The sequence below is a fragment of the Collinsella sp. AF08-23 genome, from assembly GCF_003479805.1.
Classification (GTDB): Bacteria; Actinomycetota; Coriobacteriia; order Coriobacteriales; family Coriobacteriaceae; genus Collinsella.
This window is the reverse complement of sequence record NZ_QUHV01000016.1, coordinates 1-25,673: the sequence shown is the minus strand read 5'-3', so window position 1 is coordinate 25,673 and position 25,673 is coordinate 1. Positions and strand designations below refer to the sequence as shown.

Here is a 25,673-nt window from a genome sequence, read left to right as displayed (position 1 = left end):
GGGCGGCCGCCTCCTTTTTTGATCGAAACTTATCCTCGGGTAAGATGCCTGGTCGAGATGCTTACTCCTCCGTGTCGCCCCTACTCGCGCGCCTCCAGTGCAGGCCGCGGCTCAGGCGATGCGCCACGCGCTCGACCTCGGCATCGCTCGTGAGATGGTGCGGCTTCATGCGGCTCGTCACCGAGTCGCGGCGGATGGTCGCGATCGGCTCCATCACGAAGCCCTTGCCCGCGCGCATGTTCTCCTTGGCGACGCTGATCATGAGCTTAATGCGGTTGAGCTGGTTGACCTCGCTCGCACCGGGGTCGTAATCCACGGCCACGATGTTGCTCTCGGGATGCTGGCGGCGCAGCTCTTTGATCACGGCCTTGCCCACCACGTGGTTGGGCAGGCACGCGAAGGGCTGCGTGCAGATGATGTTCGGCGCCCCGTGGTCGATCAGGTCGAGCATCTCGGCGGTGAGCAGCCAGCCCTCCCCCATGTTGTTGCACAGGGAGAGCACCTGGCTCGCCTTGTCGGCCATCACGGAGATGGGCTCGGGGCGCTCGAAGCGCACGCTGCGCTCGAGCAGGTCCTCGACCGGCTTGCGCATCCAATCCACCAGGCGGATGGCGGCGTCCATGCTGGCGCGCGCAGCGGCAGAGCTGCCGAGCTCGCCCTTCTGCACCTGCGCGTTGCTCATGGAGTACAGGAAGAAGTCGAGCAGGCCCGGCACCACGGCCTCGCAGCCCTCCGCCTCGATGACGTCGACCACGTGGTTGTTCGCCGTGGGATGGAACTTCACGAGGATCTCGCCGACCACGCCCACGCGCGGCTTGGTGCCCTCGCCGGTGAGGGGCAGGACGTCGAACGCGTCGATCGCCTCGCGCGACAGCTGGGTGTAGCTGCGGCGCGTGAAGCTCGGAGCCATGCGGCGCGCGCGGTCCATGAACTCCTCGAACAGCGCGTTTGCGGAGCCGGGCTCGGCCTCGTAGGGACGCGTGCGGTAGAGCATCTGCATCATGAGGTCACCGAACAACACGCTGTACACGCATGCCTTGAGCATGGCGGGCGTGAGCTTGAAGCCGGGGTTCTGCTCGTCGAGCTTGACCGCGGACAGGCTAATCACGGGAATCTCGGGGTGCCCGCTCTCGCGCAGGGCCTTGCGGATGAGCGCGATGTAGTTGGTGGCACGGCAGCCGCCGCCGGTCTGGGTGATCACCACGGCGGTCTTGGACAGATTGTAGCGGCCGCTCTCGATGGCCTCCATGATCTGGCCCGTGACCAGGATGGACGGGTAGCAGATGTCGTTGTTCACGTAGCGCAGGCCGGCTTCGACGGCGCCGCGATCCGTGGAGGGCAGAAGCTCCAGGTTGTAGCCGGCCGCCTGGAAGACCTCCTTGATGAGGTCGAAGTGGATGGGCGCCATCTGCGGGCACAGGATGGTGTAGCCCGCGTCGCGCATCTCCTCGGTGAACGCGACCTTGGGGAACGCGGCGCTCTTGCTCGCGCGCTGCGCCTCGAGGGCGTACTTGTGCGTCGCGAACACCGGCGCGTCGGTGGAGGGCGCCACGGGCGAGGCCTCGCCCGGCTCGTAGGCGTCGCCCGACGCGGCGGCCTCGGCGGCGCGCTCGGCCTCCTGGTCCTTGAGCGCCGCCATGAGCGATCGGATGCGAATGCGTGCGGCGCCCAGGTTGGACACCTCGTCAATCTTGAGCACCGTGTAGATCTTGCCGGAGGCCTCCAAGATCTCCTGCACCTGGTCGGTGGTGAGGGCGTCCAGGCCGCAGCCGAAGGAGTTGAGCTGGATAAGGTCGAGGTCGTTGCGCATGGTCACGAAGCGCGCGGCCGCGTAGAGGCGGCTGTGGTACATCCACTGGTCGACCACGCGGATCGGGCGCTCCGGCTTCACCAGGTGCGCCACGGAGTCCTCGGTGAGGACCGCAAAGCCAAAGCTCGCGATGAGCTCGGGCAGCGAGTGGTTGATCTCGGGGTCGTTGTGGTAGGGACGCCCCGCCAGCACGATGCCGTGGCCGCCGTGCTCCTCGATCCAGTGCATGGCCTCCTCGCCCATGGTCTGGATGTCCTGATGAAAGCGGGCGTCGGCCTCGTAGGCGGCGTTCACGGCGTCGTCGATCTCGGTACGGGTGAGCTTGGGCCCGTGCACGCGGCCGCGTCCGGCCTCCGCATCGGCCACGCGCTCGACGGCGAGCAGCTCATACAGGCGGCGCTTGAGCTCGATCTTGTCGTGGTAGGGCACGAACGGATACATGAACTCGACGTGCTTCTCGCTGATGTCGTCGATATTCAGTCCGAGCGCCGTGGGGTAACTCATCACGATGGGGCAGTTGTAGCAGTTGCCCGCCGACGGATCCTCCTTGCGCTCCCAGCGCACGCAGGGCATCCAGATGAAATCCGGATCTTTCTCGATGAGGTTCATCACGTGGCCGTGGGAGAGCTTGGCCGGATAGCACACGCTCTCGCTCGGCATGGACTCGATGCCGCTCTCGTACGTGGCCTTACTGGAGTTGTCGGAAAGCACGACGGAGAAGCCCAGGCGCGTGAAGAACGCGTGCCAGAACGGGTAGTTCTCGTACATGTTGAGGGCGCGCGGGATGCCCACGGTGCCGCGCGGAGCCTCCTCGGGCGCCAGGGTCGGGCGGTTGAACAGAAGGTCGTTCTTGGCGGCGAACAGGTTGGGCGCCTCAGACTTCTGCTTCTTGTGGCCCGCGCCCTTCTCGCAGCGGTTGCCCGTGATGAAGCGGCGGCCGCCGCCAAAGTCGTTGATGGTGAGCTGACAGTTGTTGGAGCAGCGTCCGCAACGGGCGTGCCTCTGCTCGACCGTCAGCGCGGCGATATCGGGGGCAGAGAGCACCGTCGAGACTCCAGAGGCGCCGGCGCGGTCGCGGGCGAGCAGGGCTGCGCCGTACGCGCCCATGCAGCCGGCGATGTCGGGGCGCACGGCGTGCACGCCCGTGAGCTGCTCGAACGCGCGCAGGGTCGCGTCGGACATGAAGGTGCCGCCCTGGACGATCACCTGCGTGCCGATCTCCTTGGGATCACGCAGCTTGATGACCTTGAACAGGGCGTTCTTGATCACGGAGTAGGACAGGCCCGCCGCGATGTCGCCCACCGTGGCGCCCTCCTTCTGCGCCTGCTTGACGCGCGAGTTCATGAACACGGTGCAGCGGCTGCCCAGGTCGACGGGGTTCTTCGCCGCGATGGCCTCGGCCGCGAACGCGCGCACGTCCATATCCATAGACACGGCGAAGCTCTCGATGAAGCTACCGCAGCCAGAGGAGCAGGCCTCGTTGAGCATGATGTGCTCGATCACGCCGTCGCGCACGCGCAGGCACTTCATGTCCTGGCCGCCGATGTCGAGGATGAACTCGACGCCGGGGAGGAAGGCGCGGGCGCCGCGCAGATGGGCGACGGTCTCGATCTCGCCCGAGTCGGCCTTGAGGGCCTCGATGAGCAGGGCCTCGCCGTAACCGGTGGTGGTCACGTGGCCGATGGTGCAACCAGCCGGGATATGCGCGTAGAAGTCCGCCATGATGGTCTTGGCGGTACCCAGAATGTCGCCGTTGTTGTTACCGTACCAGGTGTGCAGGAGCTGACCATCCTCACCCACCATCGCGGCCTTCATCGTGGTGGAGCCGGCGTCGAGGCCGATGAACACGCGCCCGGTGTAGCCCTCAAGCTCGCCGCGGGGCACGACCTCGCGCGCGTGACGCTCCCGGAACTCGGCGAGGTCGGCCTCGGTCGCGAACAGCGGATCCAGGCGGGCGACCTCGTCACCCTGGGTGTCGCCCAGCGCGTCGATGGCGTCGATGAGCTCGCCGAACCGCACGAGCTTGCTCGACTCATGTGCCATGGCCGCGCCGGAGGCCACGAACAGATGGGCGTTGTCGGGCACGATGATGTGCTCGTCGTCGAGGTTGAGCGTGAGGTAGAAGCGATGACGCAGCTCGGAGAGGTACTGCAGCGGGCCGCCGAGGAAGGCGACGTGACCGCGGATCGGCCTGCCGCACGCCAGGCCGGAGATGGTCTGGGTCACAACCGCCTGGAAGATCGAGGCGGCGACGTCCTCGGGGCGGGCGCCCTCATTGAGGAGGGGCTGCACATCCGTCTTGGCGAACACGCCGCAGCGGCTCGCGATGGGATAGATGGTCTCGGCGCGCGCGGCGAGTTCGTTCAGGCCGCCGGCGTCCGTGTGCAAGAGGGTCGCCATCTGGTCGATGAACGCGCCGGTGCCTCCCGCGCACGTGCCGTTCATGCGCTGTTCGATGCCCGAGTCGAAGTAGATGATCTTGGCGTCCTCGCCACCGAGCTCGATGGCGACGTCGGTTTGCGGGATGAGCGTCTCGACGGCGCGCTTGCTCGCGATGACCTCCTGTACGAACTCGAGGCCGAGCCACTGCGAGAGCAGAAGACCGCCCGAGCCGGTGATGGCGCAGGTCATGCGAGCCTCGGGCAGCACGGTGGCGGCCCCGGCGAACAGGTCGCGCGCGCAGGCGCGGACGTCGGTGTGATGGCGCTGGTACTTAGCGTATACAATCTGGCTCTCGTCGTTCAGCACGGCGAGCTTGACCGTGGTGGAGCCCACATCGATGCCCACGCGGAGATCGCCGCGGGCGTTCTCGGGGTTCCAGATGGCACCCTCCGGGGCCTGCGGCACCCCCGCGAGCTCTCCCCGTTCGGGAGAATCCGGGGCACCGCAGACCCCAGAGCAATTCGCCTGCATGTTCTGCATATCGTCAGCCATAGTTAGTTCCCTTCCGTCGGGGAAGACGAAGTGCCGCCCGCGAGCATGGCCGTAAGGTCGGCAAGGAGGTCATTCGGGGGTATTTCGCAATTGTCTACATTCAGTCCCATGAGCTTGAGGCCATATGCGGCCACATTGACGTCGATGGGCATGCCGTAGAGGTCGCCCGGGCGCACAAAGGCGATGACCGTCATGATGCGCGCCATCGTCTCGGGCGTCTCGGCGAGGTCGCGATCGAACCAGCGCTGCACCACGCCCACCTCGGAGGCGACCACCGAGGCGAGGTAGTAGTCGAAAAAGGCACCGAGCGCGCCGGGAAAGATGCCCGTCTGCATGCGGTCCGACACTGCGGCGCAGGCCATATCGATGACTTTCTTGATAAACGCCTGGTCACCGCCGGGACCAATCAGTGCCCCGATGAGCTCGCGGTTGTCGGCGATGTAACGGAGCAGCTCAACCGAGCCGGGCGCCGGCTCAAGGTGCTCGATGCTCTCGTACAGCTCGGGCAGGGTCGCCTCGGCAATGGCGCGCACGAGCGTGCGAACCTCGGCCAAAAGCGCGTCTTCCACCTGCTCGATGAAGTCGGGAATGTCCTTATAGTGCGAGTAGAACGTTCGCCGCGTAAGACCCGCGCGCTCCGTGAGCGCGGCGACGCTGATGCGCGAGATGTCCTCCCCCGCCGTGATCTCCTCCGCGAGGGCCGACCTGAGCGCGCGCTGGGAGCGCAGGCTGCGACGATCGGACTTGCACGCGGATGTGCCCGTTGGCTGAGGCATATCGCCCCTTTCCTCGACCGAGTTCTAATTCACTCTCTGTGCATTATTGCACACGGTGTGCATCAACATGGAATCAGCACGGTAAGGGTTGTGCAAGCTTCAACGCGAAAACGGGCGAAGGGATTACGCGATTTGAATACACTGCTGGCTGTGGAGGGTCTTGAGGATGTGCTTGGGTACCGCGTGGAACTCGCAACGGCCGATCGTCGCGCTCGCGGCGGCCTTGGCGGCATCACTGCCATTCGCCGTGGCGTAAGAATGGCGGAAGCGGCTGAGCATTGCCAGGTCGTTGCCACCGTCACCGTACACGGCGATCTCATCCTCCTCGATGCCGTAGTGGCGGCCGAGCCACGCCACCGACTCGCCCTTATTGCAGTCCTTGTCGGTAATCTCAAACATCACGGGATCGAACGGGGCGTTGACCACCGTATCCGCATGGTCGGCGAGGAACGCCTTGAGCTCGCGGTCGAGCTCCTCGGACGTCACGCGGCAATTGATCTTGCAGACCTCGTGCGAGAGGATTGACGAGAGCGGCTGGTCGAAGAACTGCTCCTCATGCGCGCCGCCGCGGGCGCGCATGCCGCGCATGATGATGCGTCGCATGAGGCCATCGCGTTTGAATCCCGCCTGATGCATTTCGTAGCTGCCGCTCGAGAACATGCCGTCGGGCGTACAGCAATCAAAGCAGATCTGCGGGAATGCGCACAGCAGCTCCTCCACGAATGCGGGGTCGACGGAAAACGTCTTGAGCACCTCGCCATTTTGCCCGCGGACAATCGACCCGTTGGCGCACACAGCGTCGATCTTGAGGCCCGTGAAACCGCGGTCGCCAATGGGCAACACCGAGCGTCCCGTAGCGGGAACAACATGCGCGCCGAGTTCACCCGCCTTCTTGATGGCACCGCGGATCGTGCGGTCCGCCTCGTGCAGGGCATTCAGCAGGGTTCCATCCAAATCACTCGCGAACAACTTGATCATGCGCATCTCCTTAGCCGAGGCTTTCCGCGCATCATTGTACGCCGCACGGGCATACGAACCCCTCGGCACGCCCCGACTTCGGCAGAACTTCCGACCACGGCCAGCCTCGAAGCACCCCGGAGCCTACGCCTCGGCGGAATCCTGCACGTCAAGGCCTTCGCGACACGAGAGCAGGGCACGCGCCAAATCGCCCACGAGCTCACGGTTCGACTCGGAGTCAGGCATGCCGGTGAGGATCGACATGATGTAAGTCTTCCCGTCGATCTCGACGATGCCGGCATCGCTCACGCTGTTGTACGCGGGATCGGAATCGGAGCACCAGCCTGCCTTGTCACGCACGGTCGCGCCCATACCCTCAAGTCCATCGCGGATAAAGGAGACCGCCGTCTGGCTTGTCAGATCGCTTAGCCATTGCGCCGTGTCCGTGCCACCCGATATATAGCTGAGCATTTCCGTCCATAAGCGCGCCGAGCTACGGGCGCAATAGGTAGGGAACCAGGAGTCGGAGCGATAGACGGCGTCCATGGCGCCAAGCGCCGTGACCCATTCGTCGAACCCCTCTTGATCAAACGCGTTCCTCAACGCTCCATACGCGTTGTTGCTCGACTGCGTGATCGCTCCTTCGATGAGGCTGGAGATGGTGTAGGAGCTGCCCGCGTAAAACCCGTCAGGGCTCAGCGAGTAGTTGACCGTGCAATGCGTGTCCAGCGAGGCGTCGCCCGTCTCGATGAACTCCTCGCACACATACAGGGAGTAGAGGGCCTTGAAGGAGCTCGCACCATACGTCACCAAATCGGGCTGGTACGAGATGCCGCGGCCCGTCTCCACATCAATAAACACGACGGATGCGCTTCCCTGCTCCTCGATAGCGTCGATTGCCTGCTCGACGCTGGCAAAGTCGTCCGATGCGATCGTGGGGCTCTTCAATCCGGACAGTGAGAACAGCCGCAGTCCGTCATCGGTGGGCATTTCGTCAAACGACGCCGCAGTGAGATCGAACTGGAGGTCCTCAAGCTGTTCGGACTCTGACGCGGTCTTTACCTCGGCTTTCGTCGCGGCCTTCTCCTTGGCGGCTTCCTGCTTGGCAGCCTCAGCCGCAGCAGCGGCGTTGTGGGCAATCGCACTCGGGATGATCGCCGCCAACACCACAATGCAGGCAAGCGCGGCATACCAAGACGCAGGTACGGAGCGCAGTAGGCACACGGCTCGTTCGAGCGCCCCCTGTCCACCCGCGCCGGCATACGAGGAGCGATAACCCGATGCCCCACTCCGACGATACCCATACTGAGAGGATGAACGCGTCCCGTAGTCGTCACGCGCGTTGCCGTGCCAAGATGCGTGTGCAGGGCGATCGCCACGGTCACGCTCGTAACCATCGGTGCCTGCATGTCCCACGGATCGACGCGTTGCCCCTGCGCCGGCACTCCCACTCCGCGATGACGCCAGCTGAATGCCCGGCCTTCTTGCGGATCCATTCCCCGAGGCGCGACTTGACCCAAATCCCCCGCCGGAGGCATATCCGCCGTCGCCGTTCCAGTCGGTGGACCCGTAGGCTTCCTCATCGCGTTCCACAGGGCGCCTCGAGCGACCGCGGTCAGATGCGTACCCCATGTCTGCAACCGCCTAACGTACAAGTGACAATTTTGTCACCGCATGGTACTACACATTTGGTACCTCTCCGGTTGCAAGAATCGCCTCCATCGCTGCTTCATCGAGCACAGGCACGCCCAAACTCTCTGCCTTGGTGAGTTTTGACCCCGCCTTGGGTCCCGCCACCAGGTAGCTCGTCTTCTTGGAGACCGAGCCGGAAACCTTGGCGCCGAGCAGCTTGAGCGCCGCGCCCGCCTCGTCGCGCGTGCGGTTGACGAGCGTACCGGTGAGCACGAAAGTGAGGCCGGCGAGCGGTTGCCCGGCCGCGAGGGTGGCATCGACGCCGGTCTCTTGCGCCGCCTGCGCCACCGCGGCACCCAGGTTCTCCTCGAGTGTGAGGCCAACGTCGCGCAGGCGCTGCAGGACCTCGAGATTCTCGGGCACGGAGAGGAACTCACGCACGGACGCCGCGATCTTGGGGCCGATGCCCTCACACGCGGCAATGTCCTCCTCGGATGCGGCGGCCAGCGCGTCGATGGTGAGGAATCGCTTCGCGAGGACCTCGGCAACGGACTTGCCCACATGGCGGATGCCGAGCGCGAACAGCACGCGAGAGAGCGGCTGCTCCTTGGAGCGTATGAGCTCGTCCATGACTTTGGTTGCGATAGTGGTGCCCACCTTGATGGAGTCGCCCGCGGCAACGCCCTTCTTCTTGTCGTCCTTGGCGTAGGTGCGGCCGGTATCGAGCGCGGCGATTGCATCGACGTCGAGCAGGTAGAAATCGGCGACATCGTGCAGCAGGCCCGCCTCGATCATCTTGTCGATGAGTTCGTCGCCCACGCCGTCCACGTCCATGCAGCCGCGGCTCACCCAATGGATGAGGCGCTCCTTGAGCTGAGCGGGGCAGTCGAGTGAGATGCAGCGGTACGCGACCTCATCGCCCTCATGCACGACGGGGCTGCCGCAGGCGGGGCAGGCAACGGGCATATTCCACTCGGGCGCGTCGGCCGGGCGCTTGTCCAGCACCGGCCCCACGACCTCGGGGATCACGTCACCCGCCTTATGGACGATGATGGTGTCGCCGGGACGGACGTCCTTGCGGCGGATCTCGTCGAGGTTATGCAGGGTGGCGCGGGCGATGGTGGAGCCGGCCACCGTGACGGGGTCGAATTCGGCGACCGGGGTGAGCACGCCGGTTCGGCCTACCTGGATGCGAATCTCGCGCAGAACGGTTGTCTTCTCCTCAGGAGGGAACTTGAAGGCGATGGCCCAGCGCGGAGCACGGGCGGTGAAGCCCAGGTCAAGCTGCTGATCGAATCCGTCGACCTTCACCACCACGCCATCGATGTCGTAATCGAGGTCGGCGCGATGCGCAAGGGCGTCGGCGCAGAAGGCGTGGACTTCCGCCGGCGAAGTGCAGCGAGCGACGTTGGGGTTCACCGAAAAGCCGGCACTGCGGAGCCAGTCGAGGAACTCGTGTTGGGAGTCAACGTGCAGCGGCGCCGTGTCGGCGATGGCATACATGAAGGTAGCGAGGTTGCGCGTTGCCGTGACCTTGGGGTCCTTCTGACGCAGACTGCCCGCAGCGGCGTTGCGGGGGTTGGCGAAGGGCTCGCGGCCCTCGGCGTCGGCCTCGGCGTTCAGGCGGGCGAAGCTGCCCTTGGGCATATAGACCTCGCCGCGGACCTCGATGGGGGTCGCGCGGTCCGCGCCCATGTGCGCGAGCGCCGCCTCGGAGAGATGCATGGGCACGTCCTTGATCGTGCGAACGTTAAGCGATACGTCCTCGCCCGTGGTGCCGTCGCCGCGCGTGGCAGCGCGCACAAAGGCGCCATTTTGGTAGGTGAGGGCCACACCGAGGCCGTCAATCTTGAGCTCGCAGGTGTAGGCCACGTGCCCGGCGCCAAGCGCATCTTCCGTGCGGGCGAGCCACTCGTCGAGCTCCTCGAGGTTCATGGCATCGTCCATGGAATACATGCGCGCCATGTGCGTGACAGGCGTGAACTGCTCAGACACGTAACCGCCCACGCGCTGGGTGTAGGAATCCGGGGTGACGAGCCCGGGATAGGCTGCCTCGATCTGCTGGAGCTCGATGAGGAGCTTGTCGAACGCCGCGTCCGTAATCTCGGGAGCGTCGAGGGCGTAGTACCGATAGGCGTGGTAATCGAGCAGATGGCGCAGCTCGGCCGCACGCGCCGCCGCCTGGTCGACCGTCTGAGCATGGGCGGCGCCCTCAAGGGGGGACCGAGAGCCGGTGGATGCATCCGCGGCGGCACCGGCTGACGCGTTGGCGACCATCTGGGCACCAGTGCCCTCGCCGTCCGCAGCGACGTGCGCTGGAACCCCGGTCTCTCCCTGTCCCGTCATACCCCCGAACAAACTCTGCTGATCAGCCACGTCTGCCTCCTTGATTGATTTCAACTGTTACAGAGTACCATCGCGTCGAGAATCAAGCGCCTTCGCATGGTCGCCCCTCACAAACACACGGCCCCTCTCCTACGGACCGTCTAAGCTGCCCATACGGCATGTCAAAGAGTCATTGCAGCGAACGTTTGGCGTGCAAATACGCAAATGTTGCCCCAAATCACGTTAGGCCGAGTAGAGAGCTATATTGGCATCACAAAAGAGCAGGTAGAAAGGATGACATGATTTTGCGTACTTCACGCATCGCGTTTTGAGGCAACATTTGTGTATTTGCAAGCCGACAGAGATGTTGCGATGGCAGCAGATGCAATCCAAGGCCTCGCGGTCATCGATCGCCAAAGAAAAAATGTGCCATTGAGGACATCGTCCTCAATGGCACATCTAATGGATGCCTTGTTGGCGGAAAACGACGCTCTAACAGCGAAGTTCTCGATGGCAGCGACGCTCTAGACGTCGGCGGGTGCGACCAGATCTCGACCGCCTTGGCAATGGAAACGATGCGCCCCTGGCTGCCCTGGTAGCGTCATCTCCAGGCCCGTCGGTATCGGCACCGGCGGCATCATCTCCGGACCCGGCGACCTTAGAGGAGGATCGACTAGGCCTCGTCAGCTCCGAACTCGGCGGCACTGGCATCGGCCTCCGCCTCGGCGGCAAGCGCCGCCTTGTACTCGCGCCACTCGGCGTGCTTGTGCACGCCGGCGCACACGGACAGCACGAGCGCCGCGGAAACCGCCACGAAGCCCAGGACGAGCATGGGCGCCACGGTGTAGAACACGGATTCGAACATGGCTCAAACCCCCTTACACGAACAGTCCGCCGGCGATACCGGCGACTCCGGTGAACGCCAGCGCCATGAGGGACGCGGTCACGAGCGTAATGGGCAGGCCGCGCAGGGCGGCGGGCACCAGGCGCTCGTCGATGCGGTCGCGCACGAAGGCGAACAGCACGACGGCGAGGAGCACGCCCAGGCCGGCTCCCAGCGAGCTGCCGAGGGCGGCGTCCCAGGTGAGGGTCTCAGCAGCGGCGGCATTGCCGAGCGAGACGGCCAGCACGGCGGCGTTGCAGGCGATGATCGGGCACGCGCGCAGCAGGCGCTCGCGTTCCGCCACGGTCTTGCCGGCACCGAGAACCGTCGCGATGACGACGATGGCGGTCCAGCTCACGAGCACATACGCGAGCGGGGCCAGATAGGCCACGCCCCAAGGCTGCAGGAGCTGCGTGTACAGCGGCCAGCCCAAGGCGCCGGCGACGGCGGTCGCCACCGCGACCATGCCGCCGAAGCACCAGGAGTCCTGCGGGCGGCCGGCCACCAGCACGACGGACACCATGCCGACGAGCTGCGCGAACACGAGGTTGTTATCGAGAGCGGCGGTAAAGAGCGCATTGAGGAACGCCATTAGCGCTCACCCCCTTCCGCATCGGCGCCATCGGCGGCAGCGCCCTTGGCGCACACCTGCTCGATGGACTGCACGAACACTGCCACGAACGCCAGCACCAGCAGCGAGCCCGTGGGCTTGCCGAAGGCGGCGATCGGCGAGGCGGCGAGCTCGCCCATGGTGAGGCCGAAGACCTGGCCGATGGTGAACATGCCGTTGATGAAGCCGACGAACGCGAGGGTCGCGAACACGCACACGGCCGCGAAGGCGGCGGTGGCGAGCGGCGTCTTGGCCGGGGCGACCACGAGGCCGTCGCCGGCGATCCAAGCGACCACGAGCGCGTTGACGGCGACGAGCGGCAGGTAGATGCCGAGCGCCTCGAACACGACGGGATCGATCACGCGCACGGCGTACCCGAGCAGCGTCACCACGGTGACGCTCAGCATGAGCATGACGGCGGAACGCGACCACACGCCGGTAAAGGCACGCAGCACCGGGGCGACGAGGGCCATCACCAAAATGGCAACGGCGGTCACGATGCCGATAGCAACGCCGTTCTCCAGCGAGGTGGCGGCGTACAGGGCGGGCAGGGCGCCCGCGACCACGAGGAACGTGGGCGTATGGATCATCTTGGAGATACGAGCGTCCTGCTCGCGCACGATGTTCTCATTCAAGGCCATTAGTTGCCTCCCATCTGAGCGTAGGCGGCGAAGGCGATATTGAGGCAGTCGACCACGGCGCGCGAGGTGAAGGTCGCACCGGAGACGGCGTCGACGTGGGTCTGGCCCGAGCCCGCTTCCTCGACCGTGAGCTCACCGGCGGCGGGAGAGCCCGCGAAACCGCCGAAGTACTCCTCGGTGAGCGCGTTGGTGCCGATGCCGTCGGTCTCGTTCTCGGCGACGACCTGCAGGCCCGCCACGGTGCCGTCGGCGTTGATGCCCACCATGAGCTCAACGTCGCCGTGGTAGCCCTGGGAGGAGGTCACGTCGAAGACCCACTCGCCGGTGTCGGCGCGGTAGACGGAGTTGAGGCCCTCGACAGCCGGGGCGGACTGCGCCTCGAAGGAACCGGCCTCGGGGAACAGGGCCTTGCGCTGGGCGCCGCCCTTCGCCTCGTCGAGTGCGGCGTCGGAGGCGGTGAAAGCGTCGGTCAGGCCGTAGTGCGCGCCCGCGAGCACGCCCGCGCACGCAAGCGCGACGAGCAGGACCGCGAACGCGGAGAAGATGGCACCGTTGCGACGACGGGCCAGGGGACATTTGCTAGACGAGGGCATGCTTCACACCTCCAGCGGGCTGAGGACGCGTGTAGCGGTCGATCAGCGGGGTGAACATGTTCATGAACAGGATGGAGAACGCCACGCCCTCGGGGGCGGAGGCGAACAGGCGCACGAGCGCGGTGATGACGCCACAGCCTATGCCGAAGATGATCTTGCCCTTCGGCGTCATGGGCGTGGTGGTGTAGTCGGTAGCCATATAGAAGGCACCGAGCGCAAGACCGCCGGAGAGAACCTGGTAGATGGCGTCCTGGCCGGCCAGGCCCGTGATAACGGCAACCGTGGCGATGAAGGGCACGGTCGCCCAGGCGTCGACCACACGCAGCACGAGCAGGAACACGTAGCCCGCGAGCAACGTGATAATGCAGGTCTCGCCAAGCGCGCCTGCGTGCATGCCGAACATCATGTCCATGTAGCTGTAGGGAGCATCACCCGCGGCGTTCATCGCCAGCGGGGTGGCGCCAGTGATGGCGTCGAGCGGTCGGCCCATGATGTCGGGGTAGGCACCCAGGGCGATGGGCATGGCGAGCATGATGAACACGCGGCCGGCGACAGCCGGGTTGGCGAAGTTGCAGCCTATGCCGCCGAAGAGCATCTTGACCACGGCGACGGCGAACACGGTGCCCAGGATCGCCGGGAAATAACCGCAGTCGGCAGGCAGGGTGAAGGCGAACAGCATGGCGGTGACCACACAGGACAGGTCGCCCGCGGTGCTCTCGCGGTGCATGAGCTTGCAGCACACGTGCTCGGTCACGAGCGCGGTGGCAACGCACACCAGCACGAGCAGCGGGGCGCCGAGGCCGTACAGGAACACAGACGCCACGAGCGTGGGCACAAGCGACAGGCACACCATGCCCATGATCCACTGCGTGGAACCCTTCCCATGGAAGTGAGGCGACGCCTCGTTGATGAGGTTCATGATTTACGCCTCCTTCTTCTCGGACGGGGCCGCAGGCTTGGCCGGGGCGGTCAAGCGGGCAACTTCGCCGCGGTACACGGCCTTGCCCTCGCGGATCGCCGCGGTAATGCGACGGTGCGCCGGGCACACGTACGCGCAGGAGCCGCACTCCATGCAGTTCATGACGGCGAGCTCGTCGAGCGCGACCACGTCATGGCTGCGGGAGGCGCCGTCGAGCGCAAAGGGCGACAGCGACAGCGGGCAGGCGCGCACGCAGCGGCCGCAGCGGATGCAGGCGGTCTCGTCCGGCAGGACGGCGGCGTCGTGCAGGGCGACGATCGCGTTGTTCGCCTTGATGATCGGGCAATCGATATCGGTGATGGTGCGACCCATCATCGGTCCGCCCATGATGATCTTCCTGGGCTCCTTGACCATACCGCCCGTGGCCTCGATGACGTCGCGGACGCTCATGCCGATGGGGATGCGATAGTTGCCCGGCTTGGCGATACAGTCGCCCGTGACCGTGACGGTCTTGCAGGTGAGGGGCATGCCATAGCGGAAGTACTGCTCCACGCGCGAGATGGTGGTGACGTTGACCACGAGGCAGCCCACATCGATGGGCAGGCCACCGGCGGGGACGTCGCGGCCGGTCGTGGCCTTGATGAGCACCTTCTCGCCACCGGCGGGGTACTTGGTGGGGATCGACATGACCTCGATACGGTCCTCGCGACCCTTCTCCTTGACCACGCGCTGGAGCTCGAGGATGGCCTCGGGCTTGTTATCCTCGACGCCGATGACGGCGGCGGGAATCTCGAGCGCCTCGATGGTGCGGAACACGCCGTCGACGACGCGCTCGGTATGCTCCATCATCTGGCGGTAGTCGCTCGTGATGTAGGGCTCGCACTCCATGCCGTTGACCACGAGAAACTCGAAGCTCTTGCCTTGCGGGGCGCGCATCTTGAACCACGTGGGGAACGAGGCACCGCCCAGGCCCACCATGCCGGAATCGCGCACGCAGGAGATAAACTCCTCCTTGGTGGTGTACTCGGGCGCCTTGAGCGCGGGGTCGGCCTCCATCTTGCCGTCGGAGACGATCTCCACCACGGGTGCGGTCGCGCCCGTGGGCAGCTGCTCGGTCGCCACCTTGGCGACCGTGCCGGAAATGCTCGCGTGGATCGGGGAGCCCAGGCCCTCGACCTGGCCGATCAACGTGCCGACATATACATGGTCGCCCTCGCTCACCACCGGACTCGCCGGCGCGCCGATGTGCATATTCAGCGGAATGAGCACTCGCTCGGGCGACGTGATGGACGTGCAGGCAAAATCCCGCATATCCTTGCACTGGGGCGGATGCACGCCACCCCTCGTCTTGTGCAGAGAGAACATTGGCTTCCCTTCCATATCTCCCCCAACAATGCGCGGCCGCGCAAAGCACGGCCGCGGCGCATAGCTAGGAAAAATTGTAACGGGTTTCCACCCGATATGGGGTGCCAATGAGCAGTTTTATGCGGCCTGAAGCGTTTTAGCGTCCACAATGGACGACAAAGCTCTCCACGCGCTCGGATTAGATGCCAATCCCCGAGCCGGTATAGACGCCGTACAGGATAATGCCCGTGGCGACGATGAAGACGATTCCCTGGACCGTCGCATTGCGGACCGCACGCTGGAAGGTGATGACGGCGAGGGTCTTATCATCGCGATAGCTCTTGGCGTTCTTGATGCCCGTGGCGATCGTGGCACCCGAAAGCAGGAAGCCAAAAGCCGGAATGAGCATGAGCTCCCACTTGGAGCCCCAGCGCAGAACCTCGCCCGCGGAGCTGACCTTCATGGGAACCTGGTCGCCGAGCTGCGGGAAAACCATCAGCACCGCGATCAGCGGGATGAACGAAAGCATGATGGCCACCATGGCCCTTGTGCCATTTTTCTTGCCAAACGAGAACATTACAGCCCCTCCTTACACGTTGAAACGGAAGTGAACGACGTCGCCGTCCTGCATGACGTAGTCCTTACCCTCCATGCGCAGACGTCCCGCCTCCTTGGCGCCCTTCTCGCCGCCGAGCTCAACGTAATCGTCGTACGCGATCGTCTCGGCCTTGATGAATCCGCGCTCGAAATCGGTGTGGATCACGCCCGCGGCCTGAGGAGCCGTGGCGCCCTGGCGCACGGTCCAAGCCTTGACCTCCATCTCGCCCGCGGTAAAGAAGCTCTGCAGGCCGAGGAGCTTGTATGCCGCCTGGGCGAGGGTCTCCAAACCCGAGCGCTCAAGCCCAAGGTCGGCCAGGAACATCTGAGCCTCCTCGGGGTCGAGCTCGGAAAGCTCGGCCTCCACTTTAGCGCAGATTGGGATGGGCACGACGCCGTCGATGGGGTCGAGCTCCTCGCCCAGCATGTCCTCGTCGACGTTGGCCACATAGAGCATGGGCTTCATGGTGAGCAGGAAGAGGCCCTTGGCGGCGGCGCGCTCTTCGTCGGTCATCTCGAGCGTGGCGGCGCGGTTGCCCTCGTTGAGCCACTCGAGCTGGCGCTTGGCGATCTCGAGCTTGGGCTTGAGCTCGGCGTCGCGCTTGGCCTCCTTCTCGAGCTTGGGAAGCTGCTTCTCGAGCGACTGCATGTCGGCCAGGATGAGCTCGGTCATGATGGTCTCGGCATCGCTCGCGGGGTCGACGAAATCGCCCGTGTGGTTGGCCTCGCGCATGACGTCCGGGTCCTTGAAATAGCGAACCACCTGGCAGATGGCATCGCACTCGCGGATGTTCGCCAGGAACTGGTTGCCCAGGCCTGCGCCCTCGGAGGCGGCACCCTTGACCAGGCCGGCGATGTCGACAAACTCGACCGTCGCGGGAACGATGCGACCAGGATGCACGATGTCGGCGAGCGCCTGCAGGCGGTCGTCCGGGACATCGACGATGCCCACGTTGGGGTCGATCGTGGCGAACGGGTAGTTTGCGGCCAGGCCGCCCTTCTTGGTAAGGGCGGTGAACAGCGTGGACTTGCCCACGTTGGGCAAGCCGACGATTCCGATGGAGAGTGCCATGGGATTCCTTTACTCAACGCGGCGCATATGGCGCCGTTAACATGTAAACCTTGTTATTATAGCCCGTTGACATAGCAAAGAGACGCGGGGGTCAAGCCCCTCGCGCCGCGCGGCCCCGCAATCCCTCCGCCGCAATCCCTCTACCGCAATCCCTCCCTGCAATCTTGCTGCAAATCTGCCTACTCCTTGTCGAGAGTTAACTCTCGCGGCATTTTTGCGGATGCATCCCCGTGAAAGCTCCGCGAAAGTTAACTCTCGCGAGTTTTAATCGAGTATTACCCTACATTTGGCGTTATTTGACCATATGTAGGGTAATCACATCAGGCAAGCGCTCGCACTTCGGGCATTTCCCGGCTCTCGAGCATCTTCAGCTGATATGTTGTCTCAAGATCGAGCCAGAAGCGCGGGGTCGTACGAATTATTTCCGCGTCCCTTACTCCGCGAACTTCTCCACGCTGTCGAGGACCTTGTCCACGGTCTTCTTGACCTGGGCCTTAGCCTCGGCATACTCGGCCTTGGCCTCCGCAGCGAGCTTCGCCTTGCGCTCGGCCTCGGGATCGGGAACCACGAGCTCGGCGCCATCGCGCTCGACCATCGTGAGGGCGTGGTCGCCGCACACCTCGGCGCACAGGCCGCAGCCGATGCAATACGTGGGTTCAATGGCGAGCTTGCCACTTGCGAGCAGATCGCATGCGAACACGGGGCACGCCGCGACGCAATCCCCGCACATGGTGCATTTGTCATGGTCGCACTCGGGTATCTGCACCCGCACGTTCTCCGCGAGCTCCGGGTGCTGCTGAAGTGTGGAAAGCATGAGCTGGCGACCCTGGGTGAGGACGCGGCGGCGCTTTTGCGACGTCGTCCCGCAGGCGGTGTTGAGAGTCTTCTCCAGCGCGCTCACGCGGCTCGAATGCTCGCGGATGCGCTGCGTCACGGTTGCCACGGCAGCGGTCGCCGGCGTGAGCTTGGACACCGTCAGACCCGTCTGGCGCACGATGTTGTCGACGAACTCCTTGCGCTCGTACTCGCGGCGTTTGTTGCACACAAGGTCCTTCGGCTCGACCTCGAGACCCATGCCACGACCGGCCCACTCCTCGGCAGTCGCGATGGCCTCGCCGAGCATCTCCTCGCCCGCGGCGTTTCGACAGGCCGTGCAGATGTCGAGCGGCAGGTACACGCTCACGTTGGGAAAATCGGTGAGGATGGAGAACCACGTCTCGCGCGTGACATCGCCCACGCAGGCAAGCACGACTTCGTTCTCGCGCGGGACGCGCTTGAGGGCACGCGTACAGGTGACGTAGGCCGTCTCGTGAGCGGTCGCCGCGCGAGCCACGGCGTCGTAAACCTTCTTGGGCTGCAGGCGCGGGCTCACGAACGCCTCCGTGGGACACGATGCCACGCACAGGCCGCACTTGCGGCAGCTGTCGAGCACGTCGATGGCGCCGTCCTCGATCTCGATGGCGTTAACGGGGCACACGTCGATGCACGCGCGGCAGCCGCTCTTGTCGGACTTGCAGGCCAGGCATGGAATGCAGTTCACACGCGGACGTTCCTTGTAATCCGCCGGGTTCCAATGCGGCTTGGAATCGTCCACCGTGCCGATCAGCGCGTCGGTAATGCCGCCGAACGGGTTTTTGAGCGCATCGATGCCCTTGCTGATATCGATAATGTCGTCGAACATGTCGCGCTGCTGAGCCATGCGTATCCCCTTGCGCTCGATTTGCCGAAAAACGCGCCCGCCATCCAGACGGGCGCGTTCACAGCACCATATTGTACTCAGCGCCGACTCACTTCGCGAGAGTTCCAAATGCAGAGGCGCGCCCAAGGTGCCTGCCGTCCGCTACACGCCAAGGCGCGTGCTCGCGAAGAAGCAGATACCGGCGAGTGCCAGCACCACGAGAGCTCCGGAGATATCGACGAGCATGCCGCCGACGCCACGATGCGCACGCCAGGCATCAAGGCCCTCGGAGCCGCGCCTCCACGTGCGCCAGAGCAGCACGGCCATACCGGCGATTCCCACGATATTTTGCAGGAGCATCTCGGCGCACAGAAGCGCGATGAGGTTCGACACGGCATAGCCCGTGTCCCCCTGCGCGTAATGACGGTAGACGAACCGCAGCAAATACGCCACGAACGGCTGCAGGCACGCGGCGATGAGCGTGATCGATGCGGCGGGGTTCTCGGCGAACGTCGCTTGCAGGCCCTCGGCCGAAAGCCCACCGCCCGTCATGGACAACACCGCGACCGACCCCACCAGCACAAGGCACAGCACGACCTCGACCGTCGTGAAGATGCGCTTCGTGAGCTGCTCACGGCCAGGCAAGTTCTCCTCGTCAAGTGCCGGTAGCCACCAGGATTGACGATCGCCGGGGGCATTGGCTTTGCGTGCGCCCGCCGTCTCTCCGTTGCGAGCTACTTGGCCCTGCACGCCCGAGCGCCCCTCGCGCCGAACATCGGCCTTCGTACCAGCCGCCGCAGCCTGCGCCCTCGTCTTCTTCGCCATGCCCAATACATCCTTTCGCCTGCCAACACGCAACCATGCCACCTCAAGGGTTTTTAAGGCTTTCCCAAGTGCCGCAGATCGCCCTGAAAGAGGAGGGCGCACGCCTTGCGAGCGGCGCCCGACGATTGAGGGGCGAGGTGCGGTGCTTGGGGAAGTCGACTACTTGAGCTCGGGCCAGAAGCCCTTGTTGGCCTCGATGAGCTCGTCCAAAATCTGCTTGGCGACCTTGGCGGACGGGATGGTGGCGGAGAGCGTCAGCGCCTGCCACAGCTTCTGGTAGGAGCCCTCGACCCAGGCCTGGACGACGAGCTTCTCGACGGAGACCTGCTGCTCGAGCATGCCCTTCTGCCACTGCGGGACCTTGCCCTGGCAGATCTTCTCGTAGCCGTTGGAGCCCACGATGCAGGGGACCTCGACCATGGCGGTCTCGTCGAAGTTTGACACGGCACCGTCGTTGGGGACGATGAGCAAGAAGCGCTCACCCGTGTTCTCGGCCAAGGCGCAGGCCAGGTCGACGATGTAGGTGGCGTGCGCATCGGCCTCGAAGCCCGCACCCTTGGCGGTGCCGGTCTCGATCACCTTGCGGCAGGCGCCGAAGACCTTCTTCTCGCGGCCGTCCATGACCTCGTTGGCGCGGGTGTACTCGGGGTTGGAGGTCTCAACCACATAGTCCGGGAAGGTATAGTACTTGAGGTAGGTGTTCGGGATGGTCTCCGGGTCGAGCGCATAGACGTCCTTGGCCTTGCCGAAGGTGTGGATCCAGGACTCGTCGATATGCTGCTCCTGGCCCTCCTCATGGCTGATGCCGTCGAGGTAACCGTTCTTGGCCATGTGCTTCTTGATTTCGGGCATGAGGTCGTTGCCCTGCTTGTCAAAGATCTTGGTGAACCAGCCGTAGTGGTTCAGGCCGTAGTAGCTGTACTGCAGGTCGCGGTGATCCTCAAGACCGCACATGACGGCCATCTTGTCCATGAGGTCGATGGGCATGTCGCAGATGTTGATGATCTTGGAGTTCGGGCGCAGCACGCGGCAGGCCTCGGCCACGATGGCGGCCGGGTTGGAGTAGTTGAGCATCCAGGCGTTGGGAGAGTACTTCTCCATGTAGTCGAGGATCTCGATGACGCCGCCGATGGAGCGCATGCCGTAGGCGATGCCGCCGGCGCCGCAGGTCTCCTGGCCCACGCATCCGTACTTCAGCGGGATCTTCTCGTCGAGCTCGCGCATGGCGTAGAGGCCCACACGGATGTGGGCGAGGACGAAGTCGATGCCGGTGAATGCCTCCACAGGGTCGGTGGTGTAGGAGAAGTCGAGCTCAGGCGCATTCTCCTTGAAGTAGATCTCGCAGGCCTTGGCCACGATCTCCTGGCGCTCGGCGTTGTTGTCGTAGAAGATGACCTTGTCCACGGGGAAGCGATCGTGCTCCTTGAGGAGCATCAGCGCGATGCCGGGGGTGAAGGTAGAGCCGCCGCCGGCGATGGTTACTGCGTAGCTGGACTTTGCCATGGTTGATCCCTCCTGGATCCGGCCGCCTACCTGTTTTGGGGGCGCCGCCGCGGCCACGTGCGGCGCCCGGTTGGTACCAAAATGGCGTGCCCGGTTGTGCTGGGACGGGCGGCCCCGTGATGGTCGGCGCGTTTTGGGAGACGCAAGGCGTCACCGCCCGGCGCCTGCCCACCCCTTAGAGAAGAGCTTCGAAGCGATCGCGGACCTTGGGCACCTTGAGGCCGATGATGACCTGCATGCCCTTGCCGTTCTTGGCGATGCCGCTCGTACCAATGGACTTGAAGTCGGGATCGTCGGCCACGAGGGTCTCGTCCTTCACGTTGACGCGCAGACGGGTCACGCAGTTGGTCACGTCGACGATGTTGTCCGCACCGCCGAGCAGCTCGAGGACGGCCGCAGCCATGACCGCGTAGGGGTCGGACTCGTCGATCTCGACGCCTACGGCATCGGCGAGCTCGCCATTCTTGGCGGCGCGGTACTCGGCCTTGCTGCGGAACTTAACCTCCTCGGCATCATCCTCGCGACCAGGGGTCTTGAAGTCGAACTTGAGGATGAGGAAGCGGAAGACCACAAACCAGATGAGGGTAAAGACGAGGCCGATGGCGAGCGTCATGAAGTACTGCTGCCAGTGATTGGCCATGAGCGGAATGAAGTTCAGCGAGCTGATCTCGATGAGGCCACCGGCGAACACGCCCACGCAGCCGACCATGTTGATAGCCATGGCGAGGAACGCCGTGATGATGCAGTGGACCAGGAACAGCGGCGGGGCGATGAACAGGAAGGTGAACTCGATGGGCTCGGTCACGCCGCAGAAGATCGCGGTGAGGGTAATGGGGATGAGCAGGGAGAGCAGCTCCTTCTTCTTCTCGGGCTTGGCGGTGGCGTAGAAGGCAAGCGCGATGCCCGGGCAACCGAAGATCTTCGACCAGCTGGAACAAGTGAAGGCGGCGTAGGGAGCGAGCTCCTTGAGCGAATCGGTGGATGCGGCGATCTGGGGCAGTGCGGTGGCGAAGGCGGTGTAGATGCCGCCGTCGACCACGGCATTGTCATAATAGAACGGGCTGTACATGAGATGGTGCAGACCGAACGGGATGAGCGCGCGCTCAAGGAAGGCGAACACGCCCACGCCCAAGGTGCCGGTGGTTGCCACGAAGCCCTGGAAGGCACGGATGCCGTCCTGGACATGGGGCCAGCCGAGGCAGGCAAGGAAGGCAACCGGGAGCATCACGAAGAACGTGACGATGTAGACGAAGGTGGAACCGGCAAAGACGCCCAGCCATTCGGGCAGTTCGACCTCGTAGAACTTGTTGTGGATGGCAATCACGATGCCGGAGACAGCGAGAGCGCCGATCATGCCCATGTCGAGCGTCTTGATCGAGGCGATCATGGCAAGTCCGGACGTTCCGCCCACCTCGGCGGCGAAGTCGACACCGAAGAAGCCGCCCCACTGCGAGAGCAGCGTGCTCACGAAGTACTGGAACGTGAGGTAGCCCACAAGAGCTTCCATGCAGCAACGAGCGTTCTGCTTATTGGCGAGGCCAATGGGAAGCGACACGGCGAATAGCAACGGCAGCTGGTTGAAGACGGTCCAACCACCCTGAAGGATGACATTCCAGACGCCGTACCACATGGTGTCGGGTGCGGCGAGAGGCCCAAAGATGACCTCGGTCGTGAAGAGCGTGCCAAATCCGATCACGACGCCCGCGAACGCGAACAGCATGACCGGGGTGAACATCGCACCTCCGAACTTCTGAATCTTCTGCATCATGGCAGGAAGTTCCTTTCCCCTCTCGTGCGTCCCGTCCTTTGCGGGGCGCTACGTGCCACCTGCGCGAACATCCCTTGGCGCCTTTACGGGATTGCTTGTTCGTACAAGTTGTGTGGCATCATAATTGCTTACTTGTTCGTACAAGTCAATTATTGAGAAGGGACCTTCCCTGAACGGTCGGTTTTTACCGGTGAACGTGTTTCCATGCTGATGGTCGACGGCATGCGCGATCGTACACCAGCGCGCCCTGTTGCAGTATCATGTTCGTACAAGCTCAAACAAGGTAAGCTCGCACGGACGTGGGGTCATCATGCCTAAATCGGTCTACCAAGACATCTATCAAGATCTCAAAGGCCGCATCGAATGCGGAGATATTGCGTATGGCGCGTTTTTGCCCTCCGAAAACGAGCTTACGGGCAGGTACAGCTGCTCGCGCAGCTCGGTACGGCGGGCGCTCGCCGAGCTCGCGTCCGACGGCTATGTGCAGTCGCAGCAGGGTAAGGGCGTGCGCGTTATCCGCGACCCCACGCTCGACGTAAGCCGCGGCTACGACGGGCTTGAAACCTTCAACGAGATGGCAGCGCGCCTCAATTTCACGCCGACCACGCGATGCCTGGTACTTGAGGACCTCACGGCAGACGAAGACCTCGCCCGTCTGACGGGCTTTCCTGCAGGAAGCGAGCTCACGCACGTGCTGCGCGTCCGCATCGCCGACGGCAAGGCTCTCTCGACCGACGAAAGCTACTACCTCTCGTCGGTGGTTGAGGGGCTCACGCCCCCGATCGTAGAGGGCGGCATCTATCGTTTTTTAGAGGGGGAGCGCAGAATCAAAATCGCCACAAGCCGCCGCATCATCACCGTTGAAGGCGTAACCGAGCAGGACGAGCGCTGCATCGATCTTGATGGGTTCAACGCCGTCTCGGTTATGCGCAGCCACACATTTGACCTTGAGGGCATCATGGTCGAATACACCGAGACGCGTCAACGGCCCGAGACTTTCTCCCAGTACTCCACCACCATTCGCACGCGATAAGCTGCCGCGTTGGCCCGTCGACCCGTCCGCGAGTCAACCGCACCCCTTCCCACGTGCAACGCCTCCGCATTCCCTACGGAAAACGGGGGCGAGCATGGCTGCAACCGTGGCCAAAGCCACGTGTCATTGCATGCGCTCAAGCACGGTAACCGTATAGTTGTTCCGCTCGTACGGACGATAGAACGTCCTTCCCTCAACCACCTCAAATGCACCGGTCGCCACGAGGTCATCTGCAAGCGACGTGACCTCGTATACGTCGTTTTCCTCCGCATTGTCTTCATCAAGCACCACAATAAATCGCCCGGAGGCACTCAGGACCTCCTCGACATGTGCCGCAAACGACATAACGGGCGCGTACACGCGGTACGCGCGGCCGATACCCGTATCGGGGGCAATGAACGTCTGCGGCACATCGTCGCACATCACCGCATACGTTCCTGCACACATAATATTACTTGAAATAACGGTGGGCTCACCATCGTTATCGTAGGTGTGCGCCACCGCCTCGAGATAGTCAATCGGCTCATTGTTGAGCTGGGAATACCCGGCGACCACAAAAACCGCCTGGCCATATAGCCCCACAGCGATGAGCGCCGCACAGCCGCAGGCGATTGCACGCACACCCAAAAGCTTTGCCGCAACGATAGAGATGGCCAGCAGCAAAGGCGGCAACGCAACGTAAAAGTAGCGAGCAACAGCTATAGGGGATGCCAGAAGCACCGAAGCAGCCAAGGCGAACGCCACCGTACCTGCATACACTGCAACGCCCCACCAAACGTCGACGGCCCAATCATCCGAGCGCTGCACGCGACAATGGGACCCGCGTGCCATCGGCCTCAATGAAATCATGCAAAACCTGATAAACAGAGAGGCAAGTAGAAGCAGAAGCGCAGCAGCAAGCGCAAGGAACACCAGCGCAACCATTTGGAACATGCCACCGCTCAGACCACGAGCCTCATCGAGCATCTGGGTCGAAACGAGCGGATATACCATCATTTGAGCAAGGCGGGCGGGCGTGAGCTTAATCCAATAAGACGTTGATACCACGGAGAGCTGGTCCAACAGTTTAAGTAACCACGGGGCGTACAAGGCAAGCTGGCATACGGTCGATACCACAAATGCGCCCATGTTGGATTGAGCATTTTCCGACTTTGCCGCAACGCCGCGCAGCAGATGAATCATGAGCAGCAAGTTAATAATGAATGCGGCAATGGCACCAAAATAATGCAAATATGCCGAGGCGAGGCTCGCTAGGGCAAAAAGAACCCAAAGGCGCGTCGGGCGTCGGGCGCCTGCATCGGACAGCTTTTTGATATGCAGCGCGCACAGGAAACACGCCCCGATCGAAAAAGCAGCCCAAGAATACATGCGAAGCTGCACGGACATTGACGAGGCGTGCGGCAACATAACGGACATCACGGCAAACAGCAGACCGGCAATATCGCCGTAATCCCGTCGAACGACCGTTGCGCCCAGCACGGCGAACAAGAACGTTGGAAGCAGCGTAACCACGCGATAGACGATTAAATTCGTTCCAAAAATTACGTTCACCAGATGGAGCATCCAGTAGTACAGCACAGGGTGAACATCCAAAGCACCAATGTCCCAAATCTCCGCAAACGAGTGGGTCGCCATAGCAACTGAGAAGCTCTCGTCAAACCACAATTCGTTAGTAAAGGCTCCCGTAAGCAGAAATGCGGCGCTCAATACAAGCAGTACAGGCCAAATGATGGAGGGGGGTGTTCCTATAGTTTTGTCAACTGGGAAATGCTC

19 protein-coding genes are annotated in these 25,673 nt (G+C 63.6%); 1 reads left to right on the top strand and 18 read right to left on the bottom strand.

What is annotated here, in order from left to right; translation table 11 throughout:
* Positions 1–61 precede the first annotated feature (61 nt).
* The 17 genes from DWV48_RS08405 to DWV48_RS08325 all read right to left on the bottom strand — a co-directional run bounded on the left by DWV48_RS08405 (position 62) and on the right by DWV48_RS08325 (position 22,867).
* Entirely contained in the window at positions 62–4,744 is a 4,683-nt protein-coding gene (locus DWV48_RS08405) for a 2-hydroxyacyl-CoA dehydratase (protein ID WP_118654360.1), read from the bottom strand.
* Between the two features lie 2 nt (positions 4,745–4,746).
* Complete coding sequence (locus tag DWV48_RS08400) at positions 4,747–5,520, bottom strand: TetR/AcrR family transcriptional regulator (protein WP_118654359.1); 774 nt, start codon at positions 5,518–5,520, stop codon at positions 4,747–4,749.
* 123 nt (positions 5,521–5,643) lie between these two features.
* The gene (locus DWV48_RS08395) at positions 5,644–6,498 is read right to left on the bottom strand and encodes an HAD-IIB family hydrolase (protein ID WP_118654358.1); all 855 of its coding nucleotides are present in this window, start codon (positions 6,496–6,498) and stop codon (positions 5,644–5,646) included.
* 123 nt (positions 6,499–6,621) lie between these two features.
* Complete coding sequence (locus tag DWV48_RS08390; RefSeq protein WP_233546246.1) at positions 6,622–7,701, bottom strand: serine hydrolase; 1,080 nt, start codon at positions 7,699–7,701, stop codon at positions 6,622–6,624.
* A gap of 456 nt (positions 7,702–8,157) precedes the next feature.
* Positions 8,158–10,386, bottom strand: a complete 2,229-nt coding sequence (ligA, locus tag DWV48_RS08385) for an NAD-dependent DNA ligase LigA (protein ID WP_118654382.1) — start codon at positions 10,384–10,386, stop codon at positions 8,158–8,160.
* 721 nt (positions 10,387–11,107) lie between these two features.
* Positions 11,108–11,299, bottom strand: coding sequence for a hypothetical protein (locus DWV48_RS08380; protein WP_118654356.1), 192 nt, complete (start codon positions 11,297–11,299; stop codon positions 11,108–11,110).
* Between the two features lie 13 nt (positions 11,300–11,312).
* Positions 11,313–11,909: an Rnf-Nqr domain containing protein gene (locus DWV48_RS08375; RefSeq protein ID WP_118654355.1), complete on the bottom strand. Its 597-nt coding sequence runs from the start codon at positions 11,907–11,909 to the stop codon at positions 11,313–11,315.
* A complete protein-coding gene (locus tag DWV48_RS08370; RefSeq protein WP_118654354.1) occupies positions 11,909–12,568 on the bottom strand; it encodes an Rnf-Nqr domain containing protein in 660 nt (219 codons plus the stop codon). The genes DWV48_RS08375 and DWV48_RS08370 overlap by 1 nt, the downstream gene beginning before the upstream one ends.
* Complete coding sequence (locus DWV48_RS08365) at positions 12,568–13,161, bottom strand: FMN-binding protein (RefSeq protein WP_233546245.1); 594 nt, start codon at positions 13,159–13,161, stop codon at positions 12,568–12,570. The genes DWV48_RS08370 and DWV48_RS08365 overlap by 1 nt, the downstream gene beginning before the upstream one ends.
* A complete protein-coding gene (locus tag DWV48_RS08360) occupies positions 13,148–14,080 on the bottom strand; it encodes an RnfABCDGE type electron transport complex subunit D (RefSeq protein ID WP_118654353.1) in 933 nt (310 codons plus the stop codon). Before DWV48_RS08360 ends, DWV48_RS08365 begins: the two co-directional genes overlap by 14 nt.
* Positions 14,081–14,083: 3 nt before the next feature.
* Positions 14,084–15,445 (bottom strand): electron transport complex subunit RsxC, encoded by a 1,362-nt coding sequence (gene rsxC / locus DWV48_RS08355; RefSeq protein ID WP_118654352.1) that lies wholly within the window; start codon positions 15,443–15,445, stop codon positions 14,084–14,086.
* A 178-nt stretch (positions 15,446–15,623) separates the two neighbouring features.
* On the bottom strand, positions 15,624–16,001 hold the full coding sequence (locus tag DWV48_RS08350) for a DUF1648 domain-containing protein (RefSeq protein WP_118654351.1): 378 nt from the start codon (positions 15,999–16,001) through the stop codon (positions 15,624–15,626).
* Positions 16,002–16,013: 12 nt separating this feature from the next.
* Entirely contained in the window at positions 16,014–17,093 is a 1,080-nt protein-coding gene (gene ychF, locus DWV48_RS08345) for a redox-regulated ATPase YchF (RefSeq protein ID WP_118654350.1), read from the bottom strand.
* Positions 17,094–17,526: 433 nt separating this feature from the next.
* Positions 17,527–18,792, bottom strand: a complete 1,266-nt coding sequence (locus DWV48_RS08340; protein ID WP_118654349.1) for a 4Fe-4S dicluster domain-containing protein — start codon at positions 18,790–18,792, stop codon at positions 17,527–17,529.
* Between the two features lie 141 nt (positions 18,793–18,933).
* Positions 18,934–19,596 carry a hypothetical protein gene (locus DWV48_RS08335; RefSeq protein WP_233546244.1) on the bottom strand — a complete coding sequence of 221 codons (663 nt, stop codon included), beginning with the start codon at positions 19,594–19,596 and terminating at the stop codon, positions 18,934–18,936.
* A 159-nt stretch (positions 19,597–19,755) separates the two neighbouring features.
* Positions 19,756–21,099: a 6-phospho-alpha-glucosidase gene (locus DWV48_RS08330; protein WP_118654347.1), complete on the bottom strand. Its 1,344-nt coding sequence runs from the start codon at positions 21,097–21,099 to the stop codon at positions 19,756–19,758.
* A gap of 175 nt (positions 21,100–21,274) precedes the next feature.
* A complete protein-coding gene (locus DWV48_RS08325; protein WP_118654346.1) occupies positions 21,275–22,867 on the bottom strand; it encodes an alpha-glucoside-specific PTS transporter subunit IIBC in 1,593 nt (530 codons plus the stop codon).
* Positions 22,868–23,177: 310 nt separating this feature from the next.
* Between DWV48_RS08325 and DWV48_RS08320 the strand changes: the two genes are divergently transcribed.
* Positions 23,178–23,900: a UTRA domain-containing protein gene (locus tag DWV48_RS08320; protein WP_118654345.1), complete on the top strand. Its 723-nt coding sequence runs from the start codon at positions 23,178–23,180 to the stop codon at positions 23,898–23,900.
* A gap of 123 nt (positions 23,901–24,023) precedes the next feature.
* On the opposite strand, the gene DWV48_RS09235 is transcribed toward DWV48_RS08320, so the two are convergent.
* Positions 24,024–25,673 (bottom strand): hypothetical protein (locus DWV48_RS09235; protein ID WP_158574855.1); only part of this gene is annotated, 1,650 nt, incomplete at its 5' end.

Bases quoted from the DNA above. Each gene is read 5' to 3' on its own strand.
- DWV48_RS08370 (WP_118654354.1), bottom strand. From the start codon at position 12,568: ATGGCCTTGAATGAGAACATCGTGCGCGAGCAGGACGCTCGTATCTCC.
- DWV48_RS08405 (WP_118654360.1), bottom strand. From the start codon at position 4,744: ATGGCTGACGATATGCAGAACATGCAGGCGAATTGCTCTGGGGTCTGC.
- rsxC (WP_118654352.1), bottom strand. From the start codon at position 15,445: ATGTTCTCTCTGCACAAGACGAGGGGTGGCGTGCATCCGCCCCAGTGC.
- DWV48_RS08360 (WP_118654353.1), bottom strand. From the start codon at position 14,080: ATGAACCTCATCAACGAGGCGTCGCCTCACTTCCATGGGAAGGGTTCC.
- DWV48_RS08350 (WP_118654351.1), bottom strand. From the start codon at position 16,001: ATGTTCTCGTTTGGCAAGAAAAATGGCACAAGGGCCATGGTGGCCATC.
- DWV48_RS08325 (WP_118654346.1), bottom strand. From the start codon at position 22,867: ATGATGCAGAAGATTCAGAAGTTCGGAGGTGCGATGTTCACCCCGGTC.
- DWV48_RS08320 (WP_118654345.1), top strand. From the start codon at position 23,178: ATGCCTAAATCGGTCTACCAAGACATCTATCAAGATCTCAAAGGCCGC.
- DWV48_RS08395 (WP_118654358.1), bottom strand. From the start codon at position 6,498: ATGATCAAGTTGTTCGCGAGTGATTTGGATGGAACCCTGCTGAATGCC.
- DWV48_RS08340 (WP_118654349.1), bottom strand. From the start codon at position 18,792: ATGGCTCAGCAGCGCGACATGTTCGACGACATTATCGATATCAGCAAG.
- DWV48_RS08380 (WP_118654356.1), bottom strand. From the start codon at position 11,299: ATGTTCGAATCCGTGTTCTACACCGTGGCGCCCATGCTCGTCCTGGGC.
- DWV48_RS08365 (WP_233546245.1), bottom strand. From the start codon at position 13,161: ATGCCCTCGTCTAGCAAATGTCCCCTGGCCCGTCGTCGCAACGGTGCC.
- DWV48_RS08335 (WP_233546244.1), bottom strand. From the start codon at position 19,596: ATGGCGAAGAAGACGAGGGCGCAGGCTGCGGCGGCTGGTACGAAGGCC.
- DWV48_RS08375 (WP_118654355.1), bottom strand. From the start codon at position 11,909: ATGGCGTTCCTCAATGCGCTCTTTACCGCCGCTCTCGATAACAACCTC.
- ligA (WP_118654382.1), bottom strand. From the start codon at position 10,386: ATGGTCGCCAACGCGTCAGCCGGTGCCGCCGCGGATGCATCCACCGGC.
- ychF (WP_118654350.1), bottom strand. From the start codon at position 17,093: ATGGCACTCTCCATCGGAATCGTCGGCTTGCCCAACGTGGGCAAGTCC.
- DWV48_RS08330 (WP_118654347.1), bottom strand. From the start codon at position 21,099: ATGGCAAAGTCCAGCTACGCAGTAACCATCGCCGGCGGCGGCTCTACC.
- DWV48_RS08400 (WP_118654359.1), bottom strand. From the start codon at position 5,520: ATGCCTCAGCCAACGGGCACATCCGCGTGCAAGTCCGATCGTCGCAGC.